The sequence below is a fragment of the Mycobacterium sp. genome (assembly GCF_035314665.1).
Classification (GTDB): Bacteria; Actinomycetota; Actinomycetes; order Mycobacteriales; family Mycobacteriaceae; genus Mycobacterium.
Map to the genome: position 1 here is coordinate 1 of NZ_DATFZD010000211.1, position 25,390 is coordinate 25,390.

Annotated in this window: 22 protein-coding genes and 2 pseudogenes; 9 read left to right on the forward strand and 15 right to left on the reverse strand. The window is 64.7% G+C overall.

Features of this window, described 5'->3' with window-relative positions:
* On the reverse strand, positions 1-622 hold a 622-nt coding region (locus VKI00_RS15795), incomplete at its 3' end, for a hypothetical protein (protein ID WP_324438907.1).
* 1,034 nt (positions 623-1,656) lie between these two features.
* Here VKI00_RS15795 and VKI00_RS15800 point away from each other — a divergent pair.
* The 6 genes from VKI00_RS15800 (at position 1,657) to glgX (ending at position 9,420) form a co-directional block, all read left to right on the forward strand.
* The gene (locus VKI00_RS15800; protein ID WP_324438909.1) at positions 1,657-1,791 is read left to right on the forward strand and encodes a hypothetical protein; all 135 of its coding nucleotides are present in this window, start codon (positions 1,657-1,659) and stop codon (positions 1,789-1,791) included.
* 352 nt (positions 1,792-2,143) lie between these two features.
* Positions 2,144-3,214: a hypothetical protein gene (locus VKI00_RS15805; protein WP_324438911.1), complete on the forward strand. Its 1,071-nt coding sequence runs from the start codon at positions 2,144-2,146 to the stop codon at positions 3,212-3,214.
* A 4-nt stretch (positions 3,215-3,218) separates the two neighbouring features.
* Positions 3,219-5,009, forward strand: coding sequence for a GMC family oxidoreductase (locus tag VKI00_RS15810; protein WP_324438913.1), 1,791 nt, complete (start codon positions 3,219-3,221; stop codon positions 5,007-5,009).
* A 2-nt stretch (positions 5,010-5,011) separates the two neighbouring features.
* A complete protein-coding gene (locus VKI00_RS15815) occupies positions 5,012-6,148 on the forward strand; it encodes a hypothetical protein (protein ID WP_324438915.1) in 1,137 nt (378 codons plus the stop codon).
* 12 nt (positions 6,149-6,160) lie between these two features.
* The gene (locus VKI00_RS15820) at positions 6,161-7,399 is read left to right on the forward strand and encodes a hypothetical protein (RefSeq protein ID WP_324438917.1); all 1,239 of its coding nucleotides are present in this window, start codon (positions 6,161-6,163) and stop codon (positions 7,397-7,399) included.
* A complete protein-coding gene (glgX, locus tag VKI00_RS15825; RefSeq protein ID WP_324438918.1) occupies positions 7,399-9,420 on the forward strand; it encodes a glycogen debranching protein GlgX in 2,022 nt (673 codons plus the stop codon). The genes VKI00_RS15820 and glgX overlap by 1 nt, the downstream gene beginning before the upstream one ends.
* Positions 9,421-9,723: 303 nt before the next feature.
* Here the strand turns inward: glgX and VKI00_RS15830 are convergent, their stop codons facing one another.
* The 3 genes and pseudogenes from VKI00_RS15830 to VKI00_RS33820 all read right to left on the reverse strand — a co-directional run.
* Positions 9,724-10,179: a hypothetical protein gene (locus VKI00_RS15830; protein WP_324438920.1), complete on the reverse strand. Its 456-nt coding sequence runs from the start codon at positions 10,177-10,179 to the stop codon at positions 9,724-9,726.
* A gap of 600 nt (positions 10,180-10,779) precedes the next feature.
* Entirely contained in the window at positions 10,780-11,184 is a 405-nt protein-coding gene (locus VKI00_RS15835; protein ID WP_324438922.1) for a PPOX class F420-dependent oxidoreductase, read from the reverse strand.
* 208 nt (positions 11,185-11,392) lie between these two features.
* Positions 11,393-11,508, reverse strand: a pseudogene (locus VKI00_RS33820) (hypothetical protein); the annotation flags it as partial.
* An 890-nt stretch (positions 11,509-12,398) separates the two neighbouring features.
* Here VKI00_RS33820 and VKI00_RS15845 point away from each other — a divergent pair.
* On the forward strand, positions 12,399-13,910 hold the full coding sequence (locus VKI00_RS15845; protein WP_324438925.1) for an alkaline phosphatase family protein: 1,512 nt from the start codon (positions 12,399-12,401) through the stop codon (positions 13,908-13,910).
* A 244-nt stretch (positions 13,911-14,154) separates the two neighbouring features.
* Here the strand turns inward: VKI00_RS15845 and VKI00_RS15850 are convergent, their stop codons facing one another.
* The 5 genes and pseudogenes from VKI00_RS15850 to VKI00_RS15870 all read right to left on the reverse strand — a co-directional run bounded on the left by VKI00_RS15850 (position 14,155) and on the right by VKI00_RS15870 (position 18,618).
* A complete protein-coding gene (locus VKI00_RS15850) occupies positions 14,155-15,234 on the reverse strand; it encodes a lycopene cyclase family protein (RefSeq protein ID WP_324438927.1) in 1,080 nt (359 codons plus the stop codon).
* Complete coding sequence (locus VKI00_RS15855; protein ID WP_324438929.1) at positions 15,231-17,129, reverse strand: LodA/GoxA family CTQ-dependent oxidase; 1,899 nt, start codon at positions 17,127-17,129, stop codon at positions 15,231-15,233. Before VKI00_RS15855 ends, VKI00_RS15850 begins: the two co-directional genes overlap by 4 nt.
* Before the next feature lie 167 nt (positions 17,130-17,296).
* Positions 17,297-17,394, reverse strand: a pseudogene (locus tag VKI00_RS33825) (hypothetical protein); the annotation flags it as partial.
* 244 nt (positions 17,395-17,638) lie between these two features.
* Entirely contained in the window at positions 17,639-18,325 is a 687-nt protein-coding gene (locus VKI00_RS15865) for a hypothetical protein (RefSeq protein ID WP_324438933.1), read from the reverse strand.
* Positions 18,322-18,618 (reverse strand): hypothetical protein, encoded by a 297-nt coding sequence (locus VKI00_RS15870; protein ID WP_324438935.1) that lies wholly within the window; start codon positions 18,616-18,618, stop codon positions 18,322-18,324. The genes VKI00_RS15865 and VKI00_RS15870 overlap by 4 nt, the downstream gene beginning before the upstream one ends.
* Between VKI00_RS15870 and VKI00_RS15875 the strand changes: the two genes are divergently transcribed.
* A complete protein-coding gene (locus VKI00_RS15875) occupies positions 18,608-18,982 on the forward strand; it encodes a hypothetical protein (RefSeq protein ID WP_324438937.1) in 375 nt (124 codons plus the stop codon). The genes VKI00_RS15870 and VKI00_RS15875 overlap by 11 nt on opposite strands.
* 197 nt (positions 18,983-19,179) lie before the next feature.
* Here the strand turns inward: VKI00_RS15875 and VKI00_RS15880 are convergent, their stop codons facing one another.
* The 6 genes from VKI00_RS15880 to VKI00_RS15905 all read right to left on the reverse strand — a co-directional run bounded on the left by VKI00_RS15880 (position 19,180) and on the right by VKI00_RS15905 (position 23,479).
* Positions 19,180-19,419, reverse strand: a complete 240-nt coding sequence (locus tag VKI00_RS15880; protein ID WP_324438939.1) for a class I SAM-dependent methyltransferase — start codon at positions 19,417-19,419, stop codon at positions 19,180-19,182.
* Positions 19,420-19,841: 422 nt separating this feature from the next.
* Complete coding sequence (locus tag VKI00_RS15885; protein WP_324438941.1) at positions 19,842-20,825, reverse strand: DUF4917 family protein; 984 nt, start codon at positions 20,823-20,825, stop codon at positions 19,842-19,844.
* 294 nt (positions 20,826-21,119) lie between these two features.
* Positions 21,120-21,584: a DUF2834 domain-containing protein gene (locus tag VKI00_RS15890; RefSeq protein ID WP_324438943.1), complete on the reverse strand. Its 465-nt coding sequence runs from the start codon at positions 21,582-21,584 to the stop codon at positions 21,120-21,122.
* 4 nt (positions 21,585-21,588) lie between these two features.
* A complete protein-coding gene (locus VKI00_RS15895; protein ID WP_324438945.1) occupies positions 21,589-21,978 on the reverse strand; it encodes a type II toxin-antitoxin system death-on-curing family toxin in 390 nt (129 codons plus the stop codon).
* Positions 21,975-22,172: an antitoxin Phd gene (locus VKI00_RS15900; RefSeq protein WP_324438947.1), complete on the reverse strand. Its 198-nt coding sequence runs from the start codon at positions 22,170-22,172 to the stop codon at positions 21,975-21,977. The genes VKI00_RS15895 and VKI00_RS15900 overlap by 4 nt, the downstream gene beginning before the upstream one ends.
* A gap of 302 nt (positions 22,173-22,474) precedes the next feature.
* Positions 22,475-23,479 (reverse strand): pirin family protein, encoded by a 1,005-nt coding sequence (locus VKI00_RS15905; RefSeq protein WP_324438949.1) that lies wholly within the window; start codon positions 23,477-23,479, stop codon positions 22,475-22,477.
* Positions 23,480-24,263: 784 nt separating this feature from the next.
* On the opposite strand from VKI00_RS15905, the gene VKI00_RS15910 reads away from it, so the two are divergent.
* Positions 24,264-25,376: an adenylate/guanylate cyclase domain-containing protein gene (locus tag VKI00_RS15910; RefSeq protein WP_324438951.1), complete on the forward strand. Its 1,113-nt coding sequence runs from the start codon at positions 24,264-24,266 to the stop codon at positions 25,374-25,376.
* Positions 25,377-25,390: the final 14 nt, after the last annotated feature.

A 25,390-nucleotide genomic window follows, 5' to 3' on the forward strand; every position in this document is an offset into this window, starting at 1 on the left:
CCAATCCAACTGCGCGCCAACGGCGTTCGCTGGCCCACTGTGCGATGGCGACGTCATCGTCGAAGGAACCGGCCGATAAAAGCACATCGCCCGCCGGGAGCTGCGTCAGCACGTCTCTCGCCCGGGCTGGCCGAAAAGTGACCGACCGCCAAAGGAGACCGAGTCGCCGGGCCGCCACCGCCGCCCCTTCGGCCGCCTCGCGGCCGAACCCCGTGTCGACGTGGATTATTACCACCTGAGACCCCGCACCAAGACCTTCGGCGGCAAGGCTTTCGAGCACCGCGGCGAGATAGCGGTAAGCCGGAGACTCCACGTTGACGACACCCGGATACGCCGGCCGCGCCAGCCGGGCGGTGGCGCCACCGTGGTTCCAGACGACCCCTTTGCTGGCGGCCGCGGCCGCCAGCGCCGGCCCCGAACCGTAGGGCCCGAACACCACGTCGGGCCGGCTAGCCTCGGCGGCCCGTATCGCGGACGCCGCGGAGGGGTAGGCGTCGATCACCTGCAGACTTACTCCGGAACGCTCGGCCCACAGAGCGAGGGCGCTCGCCCCTGCTTTCCCGAATCTGGCCAGCGGCCCCGACAGTGGGGTAACCAGGACGGCGCGAGCTGCCACGCTCACAACTTAAGCGTGTCGAACAACCGCCTACTGCCCCTGGGCTACCGATCGTGGCATCCCACTGCGGTTCAACACCGTTGCCGGGGGTGCTTTCGATGACCACTCCCGACGCGCCAATCCCTGGCAGATCCGTCGGCCTCGGCCACCCCACCCGCTAAGCGCGCCGACCCCAGCCGGCATCCCGGCCTGAGCCGCAGGGCATCTCGCTGCGGAGCCGCTCCAGCAAATCCAGGCCCTATTCGTACCGGCTCGGATGAGGCCCACGAGGTACCGTGCTGCTGGCCTGCGTTGGCCCCCGCGCTTCAACCACTCCTCACCCTGGAGGGACGACCAATACGACGGAATCGAATACGGCGGGTTACCAGCAGAACCGTGATTATTGCATCAGCTGCAGGATTGAGCCCTCCTCAGCCGGAGTTGACGTGCTGCCCAATTAGCCTATGACCAGGAGTTTCGGGGTTGGATCCGCCCTACTCCTTGGCGCGGCGGCCCCGGCGGTCCGGCGTTCAGCTGTTCCGCGGTTTTGAAACCCGTTCAGACACAGTGGGCTTGCGCAACGCCTGCATCGCCGCTGCTGTATTTCGTCGAACACACCGGCCAGAACACCGTCGGGCGAGGTGCTGTAACGGGGCAACGCCCAACGGCTGATCGTAGCGTCGATCACCGTCGGCCGGCCCGAGCTGATGGCCGCGGCGAACGCCTGCTCGAAGTCGACCAGCGAGTCGACGGAGTATCCGTCGGCGCCGCACGCGCGTAGGCGGCGAAGTCCGGGTTGTCGAACTCGACCCGCGCGGACTCCTGGTAGCTCGCCAGCTGATAGAGCTTGACTATCTTGTACTCGCTTTTGGCATCCTCTTCGCGGCGTACGCATTTCGAGGCCCACGGCAACCAGATCCAAGAGCTGTTTTGGCGCTGGAACCCGCACACTGATCTGCTCGACGGGTGCGGTCCGCTGAGCGGACCGAGGTATTTTCAACGGCCTTGAGCGCGACTTATGTTCACCTCGGATCACCCAGACACCCAAAGGAGGTAGACATATGAGCCCGGAGCGGGAGCGTGAGGAGCGCGAGCGGCGGGAGCGCTGGGAGCGTGAGGAGCGCGAGCGGCGGGAGCGCTGGGAGCATGAGGAGCGCGAGCGGCGGGAGCGCTGGGAGCATGAGCATCACCGCTAAGCCGGCGCGGCCTTAGCCACCGCAGGTGGGCATCGACTGATGGCCGGGCGCCAGCTTTGATGGCCGGGCGCCAGCTTTGCTACTTAGAACTGGCCGCAGTTTGGTGTGTGCCGTCGAACCGGCCCGAACCGGGCCGGCGCCGCCGTCGGGCACCGCCTCGTGCAGCTCGTCGACCGCTGCGGCAAGGGCGCATGCGGGGTCGGCGGACTTGCCGACCAGACGACAGAATTCGGCGCGCTGCTGCGGGCTCGTCGACCGGATGTTCCTGCAGGACCACGAGACTCGAGGACGAGGCGTTAACAGTCCAATCATTCTTCGACGAAAAAAAGCACAGGATTAGAAGGGGGGACCGGTGCCCGCCACGGTTGTTGACAAGGACGCACAGTACGTCCTGAACCTGTGCACGAAATACCTGGCTCGCGACAACACCGAGGAGCGCAGCAACTTCGGGCAGTACGCCGCCGGAGATGCGCGCGGAGCAATCGCCGAGGCCTGGCGGTTCCCCATCGTCGACTCCTACTGGGATAAGAAGTCCGCCGACAGCTCCTACCCGTTTGACGCGGTGACGTTCGTCTTTGACGGTCACCGCCACCCGGCCACCTCGGTCGCGGTCGTGGGCTCATTCACCGAGCTGTTCAATCCGGTTCCCTTGGCGCAGGTGCCCTTCGCCGGCGCGCCGTCGGGGGTCTGGTCGGTCACGGTGCGGGTGCCCAAGGGCCAGGTCCACCGCTATCGATTTCTGGTGGACGGCAACGACGTCGTCGATCCGGTCAACCCGCAGACCACGCAGATGGACAACGGACAGGTGTGGTCGCGATTCTTCACCTCGGCGTGCGCGATTCCGCTAGTCCTATCCCGGCGCGAGCGAGATGTCCTATCGGCGTTGGTGCGCCACATCATGCCGTTTCGCACCGAAGAGAACAGCCTGTTTATCGGTCAGGTGTACAACACCCTCGACCGCGCCAGTCGCGACGCCCAATTCCCGCTGGCCTATGTCCTCGATGAGGACGTCGGCGCCGTCAACTACATCGACAAGGTTCTCGCCCGCGAAGAGATGCATCATGTCATCGACTACCGCATCTGCATCGACATCATCGACAAAATGATGCGCGCGCGACTTGGCGGGTTGGACCCTCTGCACGGCCAGCTGGAGAACTGGGCGGATCTTTACGGTCAGATGGCCGCCGACCAGGTACCCGGCTGGGACTACGGCAGATACCAGAGTCCCGCATACTTTCTGGGGCTTTTGCGTCGTCACGCCATCACCGGCGCCTTTGTGCATCCCCGCCACGGCGGAAACAGCGGAACCGCCGGGTGGCGCTACCTGGAATCGCGCTACGTCGATTCCGGCGGCCAGACCCTGTTCGACTGGGCGAGGGCGATCGAAGCACCGCTGGGCCGCAACGTCGACTATCGAGGATAACACTATGGCGGGCAATGATTTTGATGTGGTGGTGATCGGGAGCGGCGGCGGGGCCGCGCCGCTGGTGAACACCTTGGTGCACGCCGGCAAGAGCGTGCTCGTCCTGGAGAAGGGCCCACTGCTGCGTACGCAATACCAGTCCCCAGACGGTCTGTCGGACTTCAAGCGTGACGAGTTGTTCGGCACCGGATCGGCCAAGACCATCACCAATCAAGGCCTCGCCAATCACGGCCAGGCCTACTATTCCAGCCACGTCGAACCCGACCTCAACGACGAGCCACACATCTACAAGAACGACGACGGCCGCGACTATGCCACGATCGAGGGCTACACCGCGCAGCTCGTCGGCGGCGGCACCCAGCTCTACGGCGGGGTGTCCTTGCGGTTCACCCCAGACGATTTCCGGTTGGCCTCATTCAACGCTGGACGCACCGATCTGGTAGCCGACCCGAACAACGACGTTGTGCGGGAGGCGCGCGACTGGCCGATCAGCTACGCCGACCTCGAGCCGTACTACTGCACCGCTGAACGCCTGGTGGGCATCAACGGTACACGGCAAGGACAGCTGAAGCCGGCCTCGGTGGATAACTACCAGCCGCCGCTGGAGCCCAACCCCATCAGCCAGTTCGCCGCCGCAGGAATGGACGCCCTCGGCATGGCGCGCTACCGGACACCGCTGGCGGTGATCACCCAGGACCACCCGCCCAGTGGCCGCACCGTCCCTGCGGACCGCGATAGCATCAAGACGGCCTTCGTCAACCGCTACGGCGACCCGCTTGGCATCAAATCCAATGCCTGGGTGTCGCTGCTGTGGCCGATCCACGACCGGTCCAACTTTGCGTTGTGGGCCAACTGTGTGGTCACCGAATTGGTCAACCAGGGACCAAAGATCACCCAGGTCAACTACCGCGATCCGATCGGTGCCCACCGCTCGGTGTCAGGCAGTGTGGTCGTCGTCGCGTGCTCGGCCATCGAAAGCGTTCGGCTGCTTAAGCTCTCCGCTGCGCGCGACCCCGACTTCGCGCAGCGCATCAACGGCAACGGCCTGCTCGGCGCCTACTTCTTGACTCACTGCTTCGGCGGTGCGCAATGCCGGGTTCCGCTGCGCACCGACAAGTCCAAAACCCTTGACTCCGACTGGGCTACCGACCACTGCGCCGACCCCGCGTGGATCAAGGCCAACCACCTGTGGGCCGGTGGTGCGATCTACAACAACACCTCCGACGGTGCCCTGCCGATATCGATGGCACGAACGTGGGAGGCGATGGACATGGACAACATGTGGAAGGGCTACCTGTCCGACACCGCCATCGTCGGCGACGGATTCGTTTCCTTCCTCGACGACAACTTCGGCAAGCGCCTGTCGGTGGCGTTCATGGCCAACCAGGTGCCCCAACGGGGCAACAGGATCGACCTGCACCCCACCGTGACGGACAAATGGGGACGCCCTGTCGCCTACATCGAAAAGACCTGGCACAGCCACGACAAGGCGCTGATGGAGACACTGGCCGAGCAATGCCATCAGATCCTCGTGCGCGCCGGCGACACCTCCGATGTGAGCTTCGGCAGTGTCGAAAACTCCGTCGTGCGCATCGCCAACCACATCCTCGGCGGTACGCGATTCGGCACCCACTCGGCTGACTCTGTGCTCGACCCAGATTGCCGGGCATGGAATTTCGACAATCTCTACATCACCGATGGTGGTTTCATGCCCACCTCCGGCGGTGCGAATCCCACGTTGACCATCCAGGCCAATTCGTTCCGTGTCGCTGACACCCTGCTGAAAAGGATCTGACGATGGATAGTCGCTTCGACCAGATCTTCACCCATCCCGAAAACGAGATCTTCCGGGTGGTGTTCTTCCCGGACCGGATCTATCACGCCCGCTACCTGAGCGCGACCCGCAGCTCGCGCTACCGCTACAACGTCACCGAGGTCCGCTCCGGTGCCGATGCGACCGTCCTGAAAGGCGATGTCTACCTCGACGGAAACCGGCTGTGCGGCATGCTGCGCGTGGAATACAGCGGACAGCGGCTCGTCGAAGTGGCTCGCCAGTTCGACCGGCGGCTCGGTACCATCACCCGGGCCTGGCTGCGACTGATACCGGAGGGCGCCGACGCGGCCGAGGCGACCATTGCGCTGCACTGGGACCCGATGATCAACGCCTACGCCGCCGAGGTGTGGGAGACCCTGGAGCCGCCGGCGGGTTTGACCCATGACCACCGGGTCTTGACAAGCATGGGCCGCGACGCCCCCATCACCCGCGTGGCTGCGTTCACACCGATTCTGGCAAACCTGGAGAACCTCCACCAAGTGCTGCTGGCGTTCCGTGAGGACTCGCTGCTGTACCCCACCGGGCAGACGATCGGAAACATACAGTGGGACAACGACTTCCTTCGTTCGCACCAGGAGCCGCGCGATCCAACGCCCAGCTCCGACAAAAACACCGTCGACGACCGCAACTACAACCTGGACTTCCGGCGCAGCTGGTTCATTCCCGATGCCGGAGCGCTGAAGCCCGTGTCCTACGTCAATGCGATGAGCGACCCGGGAAACCCAGACCGGCGCCCCGAAAATATCGTTCAAATGCGGTGGCTGTTCCAGCGCGAACTCGGCAGCGACCTTGTCTTCTTCCACGAGGTCACCGTCCCGCCCGGTGCGGTCGAGGGAACCCATCGCCACATCGGATCCGAAGAGCTCTACTACATCGTCTCAGGCACCGGGCTGGCCTACATCCTCGATGGCGACGACCCGACCACTTTGAACTACCCCCTCGTCACACGCCCGGTCTACGGGCTTGACCCGCTGCCGTGCCGCGAGCTGCCGCTCAAACCGGGCAGTGTCTTGTTCACCAAAAGCGGAGGCGTGCACGGCGTGCGCAATCCCGGAACCGAACCGTTGAAATTCGTTGCCTTCCTCTACCAATCCTCGTAAAAGGAAACACCTGTGGTCGATCTCGTGCACACCGACGCGGTGTTCCGCGTCGAACCCAACACCACGCCGGACTACAACAGCGGCAATTCGCTGGTTAAGCTGCTCGACATCCTCGAGTCGTCGTCGTTGGGCGCCGACCGGGAAGTCTACGAACCCACCTCCCTGCAGTATGTGTTTCCGCTCACCTGGCTGCAGCTGTACGGTCCGTCGGCGCCCAACACCGACCAACTCGACCCCACCAAGCAAGACGTCAAGACCGACTTCCAGAAGCAGAACGTGCGCGACTTCCACCTCGGCGACGTCCAAGCGGTCCGCGGCTGGGCCAACACCGGCGACTGGCGCGGCCCGTTCCTTCGGCTGTCCTACCGAGCCGGGCCGGATAGCGCGCTTGCCCAGGCCGGCGCGCGGCTGTCGGAGTCCATCGGCTGCCGGATCGCCATTCCCAACGGGCCCAGCGCCACAGTGCCAGCGCACTACGACACGGCCAGCGCACGCTACGCCGTCGAACTGTGGGGCCGCAACCAAGACCAGCTGCGGTCCGCGCTGGGGCCGCGCGGGCAGGCCAGTGTCGACCAAGGAGCGCTGGTCGGCCGTCCGGACCTCGTGCGCGGTGGCGGAGGAGATTTCACCCGCGAAGCGATGACAGAGAAAGACATCCGCACGATCGCACCCGATCACGCGATGCACCCCATTGTGCCGTTCTACCTCGATGTCACCTTCACGCAGAATCCCGACGGATCGGGGCCGTCGGATGGTCCCACCCGGGTCGGCTTCGAGATGCGCCTGCGCGGGTGGGACAACTATCTGCGTGTCGGCGCCAGCCCCAACCCGCACGGCGGAGTGGGATTCCTCGAATATCGCAATCTGTTCAGCGACTACTACAACGCTGCCGGAGAGATCGACCGCCGGTTAGAGCCCTGGAACTTCGACGCGTTCGGCCACAAGGGCCACGCCAGCGGTGATGTCGAACCGTTCATGGCGGTCAACTACATGGACCTGCATGTGTTGGAAAGCGCATGCGGGATCGGGCTACACCGCCATCGCGACAACCAAGAGATCTTCATGATGATCGACGGCGAAGGCCTGATGGTCGTCGGCGACTGGGCCGACTCGCACAGCCGTGCGCGGTCATTCGAGATTCGCCACCTGGCGGCAGGCGAACTTGTCCTGCTCAAAGGCGGCAATCTGCACGGGCTGATGAACCCGCTGGCACGGCGCTCGTCGCTGTTCATGTTCGGCGGATACGACTGATGCCCTCGTCCTACCCGCTCGGTGATCCCACCCGGCTGGGAGCACGGTTGCACGGCGCGGCCACCAACGTCGCGGTCTACTCCACGGCAGGTGACTACGGTGGCTCGGTTAGCTTTTGCGTCCTGGACGACGACGGCACCGAACGCCGCTTTCCCTTGTCGACAACACCGGCCGGGATATGGCATGCCCGCATCGACGGGCTATCCCCTGGCCTGCGCTACGGCTTCCGCGCGAGCGGCCCAACAGACCCCGCGCGGCGTATCTACTTCAATCCGGCCACTCTGCTCGTCGATCCGTATGCACTGGCGCTCACCGGAACCGGCACCCCGCGGGGCCGGTACAGCGTTCTTGCTGACACGACGTTCGATTGGGGAAATGACCACCCGCCACGGACACGGTTGGCCGACAGCGTCATCTACGAAACCCATGTCCGCGGATTCACCATGACCCACCCGGACGTCGAGCCGAAGCTGCGGGGAACCTACGCCGGCCTTGCCTCGCCGGTGATCCTGGATTATCTGGTCGGCCTGGGGGTCACCGCGGTCCAATTACTGCCGGTCCACGAATCGCTCACCGAACAACGACTGCTCGACCGCAATCTGACGAACTACTGGGGATACTCCACGATCGGGTACTTCAGCCCCAACAGCCGCTACGCCACGGGCAACCGCGGCCAACAAGTCAATGAGTTCAAGGCCATGGTGAAAGCGCTGCACGCCGCCGGGCTGGAAGTCATCCTCGATGTGGTCTACAACCACACGGCCGAAGGCCCCATCGACCAACCCGCGCTGGCGTGGCGGGGACTGGCCAACGACGCCTACTATCGCTTCGACCCCAACAACCCCACCCGCTACGCCGACACCACTGGCACCGGCAACAGCCTCAACCCCGGCCGCCTGCAGACCTTGCAGACCATCACCGACTCGCTGCGCTACTGGGTCACCGAAATGCACGTCGACGGGTTTCGCTTCGACCTCGCCGGCGAACTGCTGCGTCAGCACGACAACCCAGACCGTGCCGCGGCGTTCGTCGATCTGCTCTACCAGGACCCGATCATCAACAAGGTGAAAATCATCGCCGAACCCTGGGACATCGGCTCCTACGATCTCGGCTACTTCGCCCCGGGCTGGAGCGAGTGGAACGACCGCTGCCGCAACACGATCCGCTCCTTCTGGCTGACCAACACCCCCATCGGAGAACTGGCGACCCGGATCGCCGGCTCCAGCGACGCCTTCCAAGGCACCCATCGCGGACCGGACGCCTCGATCAATTACGTCGCGTCCCACGACGGGCGTACCGTCAACGACCTGGTGACGTTCGCCGTCAAACACAACGAGGCCAACGGTGATCACAACACCGACGGACCCGACGAAACCGCGGTCAACTACGGATCCGAGGGGCCCTCCGCCGACGCGGCAGTTGAGGCCTTACGCGCCCGCGCCATCCGCAATCTGATCACCACCGCCCTTGTCTGCCAAGGTGTTCCGATGCTTCTGGGCGGTGACGAGCGACGGCGCACCCAGCAGGGCAATAACAACGCCTACTGCCAGGACAATCCGATCAGCTGGTACGACTGGACGCCCACACCCGCCGTCAGCGCCATGACGGCATTCGTGACCGCCGCAATCGCGTTGCGCCGCAACCACCCAGCGTTGCGACGCATCACCTTCTTGACCGGCGCTCCGGGACCCACCGGCCACCTCGACATCACCTGGTTTGGCCCAGATGGGCAATCGCCGAACTGGGACAACGGTCCGCCGTTTCTGGGCTTTGTGCTCGCCGGCGACCTTACCGGCCGGGTCGACGCCGATGGGGCGGCGCTGGTGGATCGGGATGTCGCCGTCCTCATCAACAACACATCCGGCGACGTGACGGTTACCGTGCCGGGACGGCCCGATGCCCCCTACACGACCCTGCTGACCACCGCCACGGACACCGGATCACCCCCAGCGGCGGCCCCCAGTGGGACCGTCTCGGTGCCGGCACAGGCCATCGTTGTTGCGACGGCAGCCAGAGCATGATCCGAACTTAGGTAACGCTGCGGGCTGAGGTGCTGGCGGGACAGGTCCTGGCCTGGCCGCCAACCCAGGCAATGCCAACGCGGCCAGCCGTTTTCCCGCCGACACCACACTGCCCGAGCTGGCGCGGCCACATGCCGTGCTGCCTCGACCCCCCGATTCGACGATCATCCATTCGGCGATGGGCCGGGCGTTTCTTGCTAACGGGCCCAAACTGCAAAGCTTCTCATCCAACGCGCGATTCTTCGCGAGCCCGGCTGCACTCAGGTCGCGCCAACGCTGGCTAACGTTCGCGCGCAGATGCGATCAGAAGACAACGAGCTCTGCAGTGCCCGCCAGTTCCGTCACGGTGTAGAGGTCCTGCTGGCCGATATTCGGCAGAATGCCGCCGCGGCGGGTGGTCGTCACGCCGAACGTGTTGATGTTCAACGATTGGCCTAGTAGGCCAACCGGGGGGACAACCAGCGTGAAGGTCGTGGAACCCGCGTCTACCGTCATCCTGATCGTCACCGTAACAAGGTTGCCGAGCGGCGACTCTGTCGTTTGGATCTGATCACCCGAAAACGAAAGCAACTGGCTGCCATCGTGGTATTCGAAATGGGGTTTCCCGTCCAGACCGGATAGTGAATAGACAATTGACAGCGAAAACTGGCCGCCTTGAATGACGTTATTGTGAAGAATGTAGAGATTGGGTGCCCGCACGACGGGACCGTGGCCACCTGAACCGGTCGTTGCGGTGTGTGTGCTAGCGGTGGTTGTCATGGCAGTAGGTCTCCTATCTTGGTCTTCCTGTCGTTGGCAGTGTGGCTGTGCAAGCGAAACCATGGAAAGAGGCCGGTCCGCTGAGTGGACCGGGCCGAAACCCCAGAACCGGGCAACCCATCGCCAAAAACTTGACGGTATGTGGGGCTGGGGACACCGGTTACCAAAACTACTTGTGCGTCAAGGGATTATCTACTCCGGCAGGCGCCCATGGACCGGTAAGCACGAAGCCTGGCTACGGGTGCAGCGAGTTGTCGGACACGATGCCTCCAGGCACACGCCTGATTGGCGACAGATACCGCGACGATAGTTGCGTGGAACCCTGCGCCACGACGGCAATTCACCGGTTCTCACCAATTCCTAGGGAATCCGATCCTGGCCGATGTTGAAGTGCTCAATGCTGCGCTGGGTCTGCGCGCCCCAGTAACGGTTGGCCGGCACTTCCAGCGCAGCCAGGCTGTCGAACTCCCCGCCGCATCCCGGTGGGCTGGGTAGCGTCGAGCATCGTCACCCAGGCTTTCCCGAGGCTCACCGACGGCGTGGGTTAATTTGTGCGAGCGCTTGTGCCAGGGCCCCTGATGCGCTCGACCGCGACGCCCGTCAGGTCGGACTCAACGGCGTGATGCGCAGGACAACACGCGGTTTGCGGCCGCGGGCCGCAATGGTTTCGACCAGTGTCACCACCCGAAATTCCAAGCCGTACTTGTGCTTGATGAGTGACTCGACCCATGTGACCTCGCTGGGGTCGGTGATCACCTCGGCGGTGCCGGCCAGCAGGGGCTGTTCGGCGCGCACCTTCCCGGTTCGGCCACAGGGCCTGAGTGTGACCCGGGGGTCGCGTCGGATTCGTTTGACCTTCCAGGCGTCGGCTGGGGTCCACGCCAGCAGCTGGTCCCCGTCGCGGGCGACCCACATAGGTGAGGCGACCGCGTCCCCGTTGCGCTTGAAAGTCCCCACAGACACGAACTTCTCATCGCCCAGCCGCGCCGTGGTGCCTTCGCTCATGGAGTGCCCTGGCGAGGATCCCACGAGCCTCCGCGAAGTTGAGTCCGGCCAAGTCGGCCCGCCCGCACAGCCGCTGGGAACGCGAGGCGGCAGCGGCACGAGGCCGACACTATCCCGTCTTTCCGGATTTCATCCGCCACTGTCACGTCTTCCCGGACGCCAGTATCGAGGGCTGTCCATGACTAGTTGAGAGCTCGCACGTTACACGGTCACGGCGTGGCAGCCTTGGGTGCCGCGCGAGGTAAACCTCACCCATCCCCCAGACCCGAGCAGGCGCACGATCGCGTTCTTCGCGAAGAACTTCCTGCCGCTGCCGACCGGCACCCGTACCGTGACGCCAACCTCGACAACGATGTGACGGAGGTTCCCGAGACGGCCTTCTAAATCCGTTGCCGCCCAGTGATCTTGCAATACTGCTTTCCGGGACGGCGACACTGCTGGCCACCTGAGGTGGTCAGCCACCGCTGTGGCGAACCCTCTGATCGAGGATCAAACCGCGAGTTGTCACGCGCCGCCAGGGGACAGACTGCGCCGTCGCGTTGCCGCTCCCCTTGCTCCTGCGCACTCCGGAGTACGACGGATTCGAATATGACGGGTTACCAGTAGAAGTCTCCGTTTTCATCTGATGAATCACGACGGAATACCCGAACTCCGCAACGCCCGTGCGCTACTCGTCGCAGGATTCTTTCCACAGCCCAGCGCTCAACACTGGACCAGCCCAACAGGGATTGGCGTAGCAGCGGGCCGGATAGCTGATGTCCGAAGTCGTGGTCACGCCTGCCGTGGCGGTGCCGTGTCTGTTTGGGATTCGCTTGGTGAGAAGCCCATTACGGTGCCCAGGTGTTCGTCTTCGGCAGCATTCGCTTTCGGCTTCGGGCTTTGGCCGTCGATGAGCCAGTCGCGACAAGTGCCGGCTCAGCGACTGGCAGCGGTGCAGTGACGTGAGACCCAGCCACGGGTAGGGTGTCCGATTGCACACGGCGGCGCGTTCGCGCCGCACGGGAGTCCGTTAACTCCCGAACAACCGGAAAGTCAGATCGATCCCACCGGTGCGAAGGTGCAGAGAGTGGCACGCGCACGTCACGGTGTCTGATCACCCTCCTATCCGAACGGCTGAACCTTGCTGGTGCCGGCCGTTCGATGACGGCGGTCCACCTATCCTTTGGGCTCGGGCTGCGAGAAACTGAGAATCAACGGGATGAAGGGCGGCACCGATGGCTGGACTGGAGTCGATCGACCACGTAATCCTCCTCATGCTGGAGAACCGTTCGTTCGACCACTTGCTCGGATATCTCTACCCCAGATCCGGCGACTTCGATGGACTGGACGGCACGGAGTCCAACCTCGACCTTGCCGGCAACGCGGTGTCCGTCTATCCGATCACGCCGGAAAACGAGAATGCCTACTACTACCCGTTGGCGAACCCCACCGAAGGGTTTGTAGCGACCAACGAACAGCTGTTTAGTTCCGCCACTGCCCCCGCCGACGGCAAAGCAGCCAACGACGGCTTCGTAACCAGCTTCGCTCGGGAGCTCGCCAATCCCGCCCATCCGCTCGACCCGAAGCTCGTCGGTGCCGAACCTTCTTCCATCATGGGCATGTACTCGCCCGAGACGCTGCCCGTGCTCTCCGGGCTGGCCAAGGGCTTTGCCGTCTGTGACCGCTGGTTCGCATCGGTTCCGACGCAGACCTTTCCCAACCGGGCCTTCGCCGTTGCCGGCACGTCGCTCGGCTACACCGACAACTCGGCCCACGGCGTACCGGCATTCAACACGCCGTCGGTGTTCGGGAAACTCGCCGACGCCGGCCAGACCTGGAAGATCTACGGCTACTCCAAGCATCCCCTGACGGCCAACGACTTTCCCGATACCCTCCATCCCGGTCCTCGGTGCAAGGTGGAGTCCGGGTTCGAGAACTTCCAGAGCGACGTCGCCAGCGGGCAGTTGGCGGCCTTCAGCTACATCGAGCCGGAATGGGCCAGCTATCCCCGCAGCAACGCCCCGCCGAGCACCACCCAAGCCGACGACGAACACAACTTTCACGTGCAGAACGACCAGCATCCGGTGTCAAATCTGGCCGTGGGCGAGAAGCTCATCTACGACGTCTATGCGGCACTGAGCGGCAACCAGGCCGTCTGGGAGAAGAGCTTGCTCATCATCACCTACGACGAGCACGGAGGGAACTACGACCACGTTCCCCCCGAAACCGGCGCCACCCCACCCGACAACATCATCGGGGCATCGGGGTTCGACTTCACCCGCTTCGGAGTCCGGGTCCCGGCGGTCATCGTCTCTCCCCTGATTCCCGCCGGAACCGTCTTGCGGGCCCCCGCCGGCAGCCCGCCTTACGACCACACGTCGATCATTGCGACCCTCCGAGTCCGCTTCAACCTCGGCACGCTCGGCGAGCGGGACGCCGTCGCGCCGCACCTCGGGCCCGTCCTCACCCTGTCCACGCCTCGCCGCGACGACCCATTGGAGGGCGTCACTCCGCCCACGGCGGCGGATCCCGTCCTGCAAGCCGGCTCCGCTCCGATCGGTGAGGCGCCCAGTTCGTTCCTCGAGGCGAAGGCCATCGCCGCGGCCAAGCTGCCCGTTCCCTCCGAACCGATCGAGAACCCGCAGCAGACGGTCGCCGCGCTGTCCACCGCGGCCAAGCAATATGGCTTCATTCAGGATCGGCTGCAGGCCTGGGTAGCTGCGGGCAAACCACTCACCAACACATGAGACACATGACCCTCCCGTAAGTCCGGGGAAAGGGTCTCGCACAACTTCAGTCTGGCTGCGGGCCGCGGGTTAGTCAGAAGGCAGAAGCCAGTGGCTACAAGGCTGTCGCGAGGTCCCAAACCCTTCGAAGGTTGTCGGGTTCGGCCTGCAGCGGGACAAGTAGCACGTCCGTCGCACCAGCGTCTAGATACGTTCTCAACTATCCCGTCACTGCTCGTACGTCGCCGATGACCGCCAGGTGCTGTCAGGCAGTGAGATCCGCGGGCCGATCGCCCGGGCGGCGTTGGCGTGACCAGAACGGCCGGTCCGGCCACCGGTGTTCGCGGGCGTAGGCCGCCTGCCGTCGCACCTGATAGATGGCGCGAACGTCAGCGTGACGTGCGCCGATCGCGGCCAGGGCCGTGGCGCTGTCGGCACTTGAGATCGCCTGGGCGGCAGCGACTCCGGAGGACAGCGCGCCGAGCAGACCTTGGGCAGACAGCGGATCGAAAGCCAGCGCCGCGTCACCGCAAGCGATCCAGCCCGGTCCGCACACCACTTCCAGCCACGCGCCGCCGGCCGGGCAGGCCTGCGGCGGCGACCAACCGCTCGCGTCACCGGCGAAGCGGCCCAGGTGCGGCAGCGCAGCCAGCCGGGCGACGAAATGCTCGCGGTCGCGCAGCCAGCCGACGACGCCGGGATCGGCGATCCCGACGGCGCCGATCCGCTGCTGCGACGACGCCCCGACATACCACCAGCCGTCGGCGTCGGCCTCCAACACGATCCGCGTCGGTGAGTCGTTGCGCGGCGCGATCGTTCGGGCGTGTACCGCCACCAACGGCGGGCCGCTGCGCCGCGGGGCACCCAGCCGACGGGCGACAGCGGCGGCACGCCCCGTCGCATCAATCACCCATGGCGCGCACAGGTCGGGTCCCCGCCCGATTTGCGCCACCCACTTCTGGCGCATCCGGTGCAGGTGATGGATGCGGCCGGTGAGGATGGGCACGCCCAGGGCCGCGCATCGGCGCCGCAGCGCGCCGTCGAACCGCTCGCGATCGATCCACCAGCCGGCGCCATCCGGGGAGGCGAACGCGTCAAAGGCAACCAACTGGCCGCTCCCCCACGCCGTAAGTGTTCCGCGGCAGCGACCTTCGGCGAGTGTGTCGACCGGGCTCAGCCCAGCGGCGCCGAGCGCGCGGGCGGCGGGTCCCGGCAGCGACTCACTGTGCCGGTGACCGCCCGACGGTCGGTGCACCACTGCCACTTTCGCGCCGTCGCCGGCCAGCCGCGCAGCAGCAGCGCAGCCGGCCGGGCCGGCCCCGACAACGAGTGCGTCGAGGTTCATTGGTTGCGCATTCGGATGTTGCGGAACGCTTGGAGGTGTTCGACGCTGGACCAGCCGGCGCGTGCCACCGGATCTGCTGCGGGCGGGACCGGTCCAGCCGCAGCCGCGGCGGCACGCAGCCGGTGGGTGACATGCGGCGGGACATTTTCGACCAGCATGACTGGTGGCAGTTCGGGATCGTCGGGCACACCCTCGTGGGCCTCGATGACGCCCAGCCAGCCGAAGTGCTCAACCACCTGTTGCATGGCCTGCGCGCCGTCTACGTGATCGAGTGCGCGCAGCCACTTTTCGCGCCGGTTGTAGGCGTCGATGCGGGCCTGACGCGGCAGGCTGCTGTTGGTGGCGGTCTGGTAGTCGTCCTGGGTGAGCACCTGGTTGGGCACCCGTGCGGGCCAGAACGTGGGCAGGTAAGGGTCGAACTCGGGCTGATAACCCGACCGGCAGAAGGCGGTGTCACCCTGCCACGGCAGCGCCATCCAGCGGGTCAAGCCACCGGGTGGCTGCGCGTAGAGCGGGCCGCCCAGGCCCAGGGCGTTGGTCTGGTTCAGCTGCGGGCCCAGATCGGGTTCGGGGTCATCGGCGGCGCGCTGTCGTATCCGAAACGCGCTGGCATATAGGCTCAGTCGACGCATCGGCCAGGTGAGCTCGCAGCCGGGATGGAACGCGTCAGCCAGACAGTAGGTCAGTGCGGCGCGGTCCAGGGTGGCAGGCTGCTCGGCGACGGGCATCTGTTCCAGCGCGCTCGGTGCGGGTTGGGGCTGGTCGCGTTCGAAGCGGCCGTCGGCCCATTCGCTCAGGATCCACGCCTGCAGTTGGGGCAGCGCCAGGCTGCCGCGCGGCGAGGCGTCGCCGGACAAGTTGAAGGCGTCACCGTAGATCCACGGCCACAAGCGCGCCTCGTGTACCTTGGAGGTCAGCGGCCGAAACGCGTTGAACAGCAAGTGGCGTAGCTCCCGGTAGGGATCGCAGCCAGCGGGCGGGACGGCGAGCCGGTCGATGAACCGTGGATCCTCGAAATCCATTGGCCGGCCACGACCAAACATCGCGGCGAAGCCGGCGTTGACCCACTGCAGGTTGGCCAATCGCTGCAGGACCGGCAGCACGTCGGCGTGGAAGCCGACCACGGTTGGCTTTTGCAGCCAACCCTTTTCGACATAGAGATCGGTCAGCAGGTCGGCCATGGTACGCCAGCCCACGACGTCAGGTGCATAGTTGGGCGGAGCGACCACCACCCACGCCCCCTCGACTGGAATCGCCCGCCCGTCGATGCTCACTTGGGCCGTCACCGGCCCGTCGCTGGTGTCGTCGAACCAGTCGTCGGCGTTGTTGAAGCTGTCGGGATCTGCCGGTATGAATAGCGGCGCGCCGCTTGGCGACTCCGATCTGCCGAGGCCGCCCAGCACCAGCAACCGGCCCAAGTCGTCGGTGCGCAACTCGCCCAGCGAGACGGCCACGTCCTTGAATTTTCCACCGTCCAGCCGCAATTGAGCGTCGCCCGAGCGCGACGGACCAGCAATGGACTTGGGTCCCGGGTCGATCACAAGTCGCTGGCGGTCCTGGCCTTTGACGGTCGAATTGCGCAGCGAGCATTGGGTGTCGGCGGCTTCGGGGATGTCCAGCGCGGTAATGAAGCGGTACCAGGCCGCCTTGCGATTGGCCACGTGCACCGTCCACGTGATCTCGGCGGTGTCGGAGGTCAGTTCGTCGACGACGTCGCCGTTCTCGTCGATCCCGTAGACGCGGAAGCGGGCGGCTTGGCGTTTGAGCGCCCCGCCCGCGTCGCGCATGCCCGTCACCGGTACGCCAATGACTTCGGGCCCGATGACGAACTCGTCTGCGCTGTCACCGATTCGCGCGATTCCGATGCCCGGGTGGATCCGTGCGCTCACGATCATGGCAGCTCCTGCGGTTGTTGGGCGCGCCCACCAGCCGGGTCGGGCGAGGACGGTTCGGTCAGCGCGACGTGGTTGACGGTACTCGTTGCGGCCCTGATTAACAGGACTTGATGATGTCCGCCTAAAAGCTTTCGTCGAGGCGGCAGACCAATACCTACAGTCCAGGGTGGCAGCCTCGGGTGCCGCGCGAGATAAACCTCACCCATCCCCCAGACCCGAGCAGGCGCACGATCGCGTTATTCGCGAAGAACTTCCTGCCGCTGATGACCGGCACCCGTACCGTGACGCCAACCCCGACAACGATGTGACGGAGGTTCCCGGGGCGGCCTTCTAAATCCGTTGCCGCCCAGTGATCTTGCAATACTGCTTTCCGGGACGGCGACAGTGCTGGCCACGTAGAAATCGGCGTATCTCATTCAGAAGAATCAACCCTGCTCTCTCCAGCGGTGGGTGGTCGCGCGGCGCGCTGAATCATGTTGCTTAGCAGGCGATTCAGCACCGCAGCGGAGCTACACATATCTCGGGTCTGGATCGTTGCCGTTCTCCGGTGCAAGCGTACGTGGTCTATCTGCGAGGCTTCTGCCTGCAGCTATTGCGCGATGATTCTCAACGTCATGAGACGAGTGCAGGGCGAGTTCCGCCGTGAGCGGGAAGGTTAGCGTTCTTTGCGCGACCTCCACGCCGTCGACTGTTACCTTGCCGTCGGCTTTGGCCTGTCCCGACCGTACGGCGACAAGTGCCCCGTCCCTCACGACTGCCACCGCGTCGTACAGCTGGACGCGTACGACGAGCTGAATGGACAGTGTCATCACCCGGCAACCGTCCACCTCGATGTCCAGGCTGTGCTGCCGGGCCGCCTTGATGGTGTGGTTGCGCAAGGGCACGACCTGGTCGACACCGGGTTGGCTGCGGGATTTGCGGATCGCCTGCGTGACGGCGGCATACGCTCGCCAGCCACCGAGGATTAGGTCGACGAAAGTCTCGCTCATGACCATCCGCAGTTTCGCCTCGATCTCCTCGATGAGAGCCCGCCGTGCGACGGCACCAAGCGTCCGGAGCGGGCGGGCACGCCCCTCGTCAGTGGCGTTTGCCCGCATCACGACCCTCTCGAGCCGGATCTGGGCGTCGCCGGGCGTCGGCAGCAGCCAACCTGCGACGGGAGCGCCCGCCGTTACCGGCGTGCTCAAGGGCGTCATGACGGGTTCTCCTCAACGGTCGTGGAACACCGGACTTCGACAGGGACGACGGTCAATACGTGGTCGCGGTTGGGCTCGTCACCCGGGCGCGTCTCGAATGTCGCACCGGGTCCGGGCTGCGGCTTCACCGTGACGTGCGCTTTCACCCAGCCCAGGCCCCGGTGACGGTACGCACGGGTGAGCAGGCCGGCCGAGAGCAGGACCGCGCACGTGAGCGCGAGCAGGACTGCCAGCGCCCAGCCTCCCGTGGACTCGTCGGCGGTCGGCGTCACCGGCGCCGTTGTGGTGGTCACCGGCGGTGGTGTGGTGGTCATCGGCGGTGGTGTGGTGGTCATCGGTGGTGTGGTGGTCATCGGTGGTGTGGTGGTCATCGGTGGTGTGGTGGTTATCGGTGGTGGTGTGGTGGTTATCGGTGGTGTGGTGGTTATCGGTGGTGTGGTGGTTATCGGCGGTGGTGTGGTGCCCCTCGTCGGCGACTCACTGGTGCCCCTCGTCGGCGACTCGCTGGTGCCCCTCGTCGGCGACTCGCTGGTGCCCCTCGTCGGCGACTCACTGGTGCCCCTCGTCGGCGACTCACTGGTGCCCCTCGTCGGCGACTCACTCGTGCCCCTCGTCGGCCACTCGTTGGTGGACCGTGTCGGCCGGGGCGCGACATAGGCGGGCAACAGCGGACCGGGAGCGGGTCCGTATGTCTTTGTCACCGGAGGCGGAGGAGGAGGATCGGCGAGAGCTGGCACTGTCGTTCCGCCAAGCGCCGTCAACGAGATCACAACCGCTATACCGCGACAACAACAAATGCGAAGTGGTGCACTCATGGTGGCTCAACTCCTCTCATCATTGAGAGGCGTGGCGGTTCATCCGCCACGTCTGCCATCTACTTGCAGCGGGCGGCCGTATGGGGGGTTGCTCGACTGTCCCAGCGAACGCACTCCTACGTCCAGCCCGGCGGCGAGGATCACCGCTTGCCGGACATTGGTGAGGCCGGCGGCGATGAAGAACTCGTCGAGCCACTTCATGCGCGACGCGGTGTATGCCGATTGGGTGAGCGCCCGCCGCATTAGCTGCGGATCCACCTCCGGCAACCGCGCGACCATGTCCTTGTCGTCCTGCCGCGACGACCAGCCACGGGCGCTGGCCGCGTCGAGAAGACACCTGCGCGAAGGGGTCGGTGAACAACGGCTGTTCGCTTTGAGCTTCCCTGGAGCGCCGCTCAGCGGTGCCCAGGGCCGTCACAGCGACGCCCTCGGCGACGCCCCAGGTGTCATTGTCAGTTCTAGCCATTTCGCCCGCCGCTCCTGCAATCGGCTGCTACCCACGGAGCATCGATCCGCGGTCCCGCGTTGTCTCGAGTAGTCAACTACTCGATTCCTGCTGGTTACGCCCTCGGCCATGCGCTTGCGGCGCGGTTGGTTCACGCCGTAGCAGCGCGCAAGGCAGTGTCTGTGGGTATCGCTTCGTAGGAGATACAGCGATTTGTGAGGCAAACTTCAGCCGGCGGTCGATCTTGCGTCCGCCACTAACGGACACTCAGCGAGGGATCTCCCAATGGGTGAGAAGTGCTATCGAAGAACGCCAGCCGGTGTTCAGGGAACCTGGCGCGGTATTTGGCCATCGCGGTGTCGTTCTGCGCCCGGGTTCCCGGATGTATCGAGATCGCGATGCGTCGTTGTCGACCCGAAGCGATCGCACCGATGATGTGTGCGTCTTGGTCTCCGAAGCTCGCGCCGAATATGACGGTGTCAGTCATGTTCTCGGACAACGCTTGGAGTGCGTAGGTCAGGTAGTCGGATCTTCGAATCACTGCCATCTTTTGCGCCGAGGTCCCTTCGCTGACGAGCAGCGGCCGGCGACTGGGAAGGGACCTGAAGTCGGCCTCCAGGCGCGTCAGCAGTGCGCCTCCAGAACGCTTGGTCCACTTGCCGGTCCGACCAGATTTCGAGTCCCGCCACAGGTGTACACCGCCGTGCACATAGAACAGGCCGGTACCGCCTTCCTCGAGGGTGGCGTTGTTGATGTCGAAGGTGTTGTGCTGCGACCAGAAGAAATCCCGGATAGCCGAGGTTGGGCCGCTCGCCATCGCTGACCAATAGGTCAATAGGTCATAGTTCAAGGTGAATACGAAGCGGTGCAAACTCATCGCCTCGGAAATCCGTTCGAGCGCCGATCGATCAATGCGGGTCCACGGCACGTGCACTTTGAGCACCGCCTGGAACAGCGCGGACTGCACGTGCTCGTACAGTGCCGTGATCGCGGTGGTCCGTCGCCCCAACGCCGTCAACGTCCTTTCGGCGTGCCAGAGCGCCTCTAGTACCATCTCGAAGTTCTGCGTTTTGAAGTCGGAAAACAATTGGTGCGCAGCAGGTTTCAGGCTTGCTCGCTCAAAGAGCCGGGAGTATGCGAAGTCGCTCCATATGTTGATGCTCAGACCGTTTCCAACGACGAGCGTGTCCCACCGACTACCGTCCTCCAGGTCGGCCCACTTCAGCAGTCGGTCGACCATTGTTCTCCCGTTGTGGTTGCATTCGCGCCCGAGCGCGTCGGCGCCGGGGCGGTGGGTAGCACCAGACACCGTCCACAGTTGGTTCGGTGTGTGCGTCGGGACGAATGCAACTTCCTTCCCCCTTTCGGTCCGCGCAAGCAAACGATCAGCGAGTGACCCAAGTCTGACACTGGCTAACGGAATCCGTGCGAAACGCGGAGAACATCGATTGATTACCCCGGTCGAAGGCGGGAGGCTTCGGATCGTGTGAATCTCTCGTGGCACCGACTACGTGAAGAACACTTCAGCCGCTGTTCACCGCATGTCGACCCAGACAGTCAAGCCGCCGAGCGCAACGGCGAGCACGGCGAGCAGGATCGTGTCTACCGCATGAAGGCGCGGCCCGTCCGATGCGCCCATCCGCAATTCGCGGGCGATCAGGAAAAGCGGAAACGTCACGCTGACGGCAATTAAGAAGGCTCCGACAATGTACGCCCAGACGAACCGCACATTGCGCCTCCTGGCTTCCACCACCATCAGAACCGCCGCGGCGAGAGCGAACATCAAAATGTCGGCAGTGATGAAACGCGAAGCCGACGTGACCTTGGTGTCGCGCCAGAAGTTGACTAAGAAGTCGGTGACGCTGTGGACGTACGGGCCACCGTTACTCCGTTCGCTCTCAGGGCGATCATAAGATGGCGGGCTCAGCGTCGCGGGCCTGCTGTCGATGAGACAAACGTAGGTATGGAGCATCGAGCTGGCTGCACTTGATTCGGCCAAAACGTCACAGTGACGCTTTGGCATAGGTGGAGAGTTTGCTGGCGATGACGTCCACGGCAAGATCCGCGTCGGTGGCGACTTGGTTCATGAAGGCTTCTGCGTCGTCGACGTCAAAGTCAGCCGCGAGCTCCGTGCCGTTGATGTGCAGGAAGGTCCATGCTGCTGCCCATGCGGTTCGTTTGTTGCCGTCGACGAAGGCGTGGTTGCGTGCCAACGACTGAAGCAGCGCGACTGCCTTGGTGGACTTGTCCGGGTAAGCGTCGAGACCAAATACGGTCGCCCTGGGACGCGCTATCGCGGCATCCAACAGGCCGTAATCGCTTACCTGTAACTGGTTTCCGATCGCGGCGGCGCCGGCGATCAAGACGTCGTCGCGATCAAGAAACTCGGTCACGCCAAGCGTTTGTTGAGCTCGGCCGAACGCGCGGCAACGATACGGGCGGCTTCAGCGACTCGGCGCTTGTGCTCGCTTGCAGCGTCAAGGATCGCCCGGTGGGCGAACGTGCGCAGCGAAACGTCATCGTTCGCAGCGGCGGTACGCACGGCTTCGAGCTCCTCATCGGTGAACGAAATATTCAAGGAAGGCATTCATCGACAGTACCACTTTTAGCACCAATCATGGTACCGACGGTTGACACGTGGCGCCAGCTTGTGCCCAGTGGTGTTGGGCCAGCGCCATTTCCAATGATTGTGGCCGGGCCGGTTAGTTTCGCCGCTGGCCAGCATCGGCCCCACCAGCGAGCATCGTCACCTCCATCCACCGGGACTGGAAAGCCGAATCGCGCAGTGGCCAAGCGGTTGCCAGCACATGAGCCATCTCAGCGCGCGCCCGCCGCCCGCGCAAGTCGCCTCTGCACGGCTACTGCGATCCAACTGCGGCCTACCCGCGTTTAGATCCCCGTCTTTTCGGTGCGCACCGGGCAGGGATCCGGCGTATAAGGCATCAGCGCGTTGGGCGGAATGTCACCGAACAAGCCGGCCTGGAAGTCCTCCAACGCTTGCCCGAGTTCGGCTTTGGTGTTCATCACGAACGGTCCGTACGCCGCGACCGGCTCCCGGATGGGCCGCCCGCCCAGCACAAGCACCTCCAGGGCAGGGCTGCGGGAATCCTGCTGATCGTCGGCGCGGACCTCCAACCAGTCGCCGCGGCCCAGCACGACGAGCTGGCCATCGCGAACGGGTCGCCCCTGGCTTCCCATACGCCCGCCACCGGCGAGCACGTAGACGAGCGCGTTGAAGGACGGATCCCAGGGCAGCTGCAACAGCGCACCGGGCGAGACGGTCGCGTGCAGCAGCGTGATCGGCGTGTGTGTCGAGCCCGGGCCGCGATGACCGCCGACCTCGCCGGCGATCACCCTAACCAAGGCACCCGCGTCCGCGGAGGCCACCAGGACCACGTCATCGGCTTCGATGCTCTGGTATGCCGGCGGAATCATCTTGGACTTCGCTGGCAGATTCACCCACAACTGCACACCGTGGAACAGTCCCCCCGAGATCACCAGATCCTCCGGCGGCGTCTCGATGTGCAGGATGCCGGCCCCGGCGGTCATCCACTGCGTTGCGCCGTTCTCGATCATCCCGCCACCGCCGTGGGAGTCCTGGTGCTGGAAGCGCCCGTCGATCATGTAGGTCACGGTTTCGAACCCGCGATGCGGATGCCACGGCGTGCCTTTGGGCTCACCAGGCGCGTACTGCACCTCGCCCATCTGGTCCATGTGCACGAACGGATCCAATTGCGGGAGCGGCACTCCGGCGAAAGCACGATGCACCGGAAAGCCCTCGCCCTCGAGCCCGGTGGGTGCGGCGGTCACACCGACCACCCCCCGCTCGGCGGCGTCGGGCGGCGGGCTATCCAAGCGGGGCAACCGGAGATAATCGGCGGTCACTGCGGGCATGGTCGACTCCGATCACGACGGTCAGACAGCGTTTCGTGTATTCATCAAACGCGCGACGCGCGACCAATCGCAACCCCTGACACGCCAGAACCGGGCAGTCTGTCAAGACAGACAGTGGACTCGGCGACGCGACAGTTAATGGCCGAGACCCCCGGCAGGCCGCCCATCCCGACGACGCCAAGAAGTTCAGCCAGGCGTTCAGCATCGACTTGAAGACATTCGCGTTGTTCGAGTACGGGCGGGTTCGGCCGCGTGGCCGCGAACGAGATTCTGCACCGGGTAGTCGGGGGCTTTTATACGAAGGCGTGATACTCGGTACTCGGCCTAATTTCCGCTCTGTGACCGAAGCGGCAATGGGAGACGAACTGCGGCTTAGCGCGATCGAGAGGCGCACCTGACGAATACGCCGCTTTGGGCAATACGTTAAGACGGAGGAAGTATGAAAACTGTTGTAGCCGAAGGTATTTACCGATAACTATGTTAGGTTGAGGTCTGGTTGACCGTTATTACGCTGTAGCACAACGTGATACGCCCGACTTAGAGTGCCAATAAGAACCGCTCGCCGGACCGACCAATCCCGCAGTCCTCGAGACCTGTTCGATTGTCGCGAAAACTTGGGCCCGCGCGCCGTCGTCGCGGCATCTGGTCTGAATCCGGTCCGGTTCGATGGCGGCGGCATTTCGCCTCGCGATGGCCTCCGGCGCCAATACCATCGAAGACCGAGACGCATGTGCCGCTGCCGGCCGGACAGCACAGGACGGACGGTCGGTTGTACGTTGGCTCAGTGGCAGCAGACATCGACCTCGAGGCGTTGGGGCTGCTCGACGGGCTCGAGGGCGCGGCGCGCACCGAGCGTGCCGAGCTGATCGCGTGGCTCCTCGACCGCGGTTTCAGCATCGACCAGATTCGCGCCTCGGTCGCTCCGCTGCTGCTGCCGGCGAATCGGGTAATGGGCGAGGACGGGGTTTACCTGTCGGCGCGAGAAATCTGCGAGGAGACCGGGCTCGACCTGCCGCTGCTGCAGCGCCTGCAAGGGGCGGTCGGTCTGCCGAGGATCGAGGATCCCGACGCGGCGGTCCTGCCCCGAGTGGACGGCGAGGCCGTCGCGCACGCCAAGATATTTCTCGATATGGGTGTCGACCCTGACGAGACGGTCGCCGTCATGCGGGTGCTCATGGAGGGGCTGCAGCATGCCGCGGCGATGATGCGTCGGGCGGCTTTCAGAACCCTGATGCGTCCCGGAGCCAGCGAGATCGACTTGGCCGGGGCTTCGGAAGCTCTTGCGCGCCAGGCGGTGCCACAGGTCGGGCCAATGGTCCAAGACCTGCTACTGCTGGAGCTGCGGCACACCTTCGAGACCGAGGCCGTCAACGCCGCCGAACGCGCCGCCGGGACACTTCCCGGCGCTCGGAAGATAGCCGTGGCATTCGCTGACCTCGCCGGCTTCACCCGTCTTGGCGAGGCGTTACCGCCGCAAGAGCTCGAACACGTCGCCAGCCGGCTCGCCGACCTTGCTCGCGACGTTGCGGTCAATCCGGTGCGGTTCATCAAGACGATCGGCGACGCTGTCATGCTGGTGTGCGCCGACCCGGTTCCGCTGTTGAACGCCGTCATTGACCTGGTCGCAATCGCCGCCAAGGAGGACCTGCCCCGACTTCGTGCTGGTGTTGCGTCCGGAGAGGCCGTCAGCAGCGCCGGCGACTGGTTCGGCAGCCCCGTCAACGTGGCAAGCCGTGTCACCGGCGTGGCGCGTGCCGGCACTGTGCTTGTCGCTGAAACTGCGCGGGAGGCTATCGGCGACGCGGCAGGTTTCGACTGGTCGGTCGTCGGTTCGCGACATCTCAAGGGCATCAGCGGTGAGCTGAAGCTATACCGGGTCAGCAGGCTGGGGCTGTGACACCGGATTCGGCC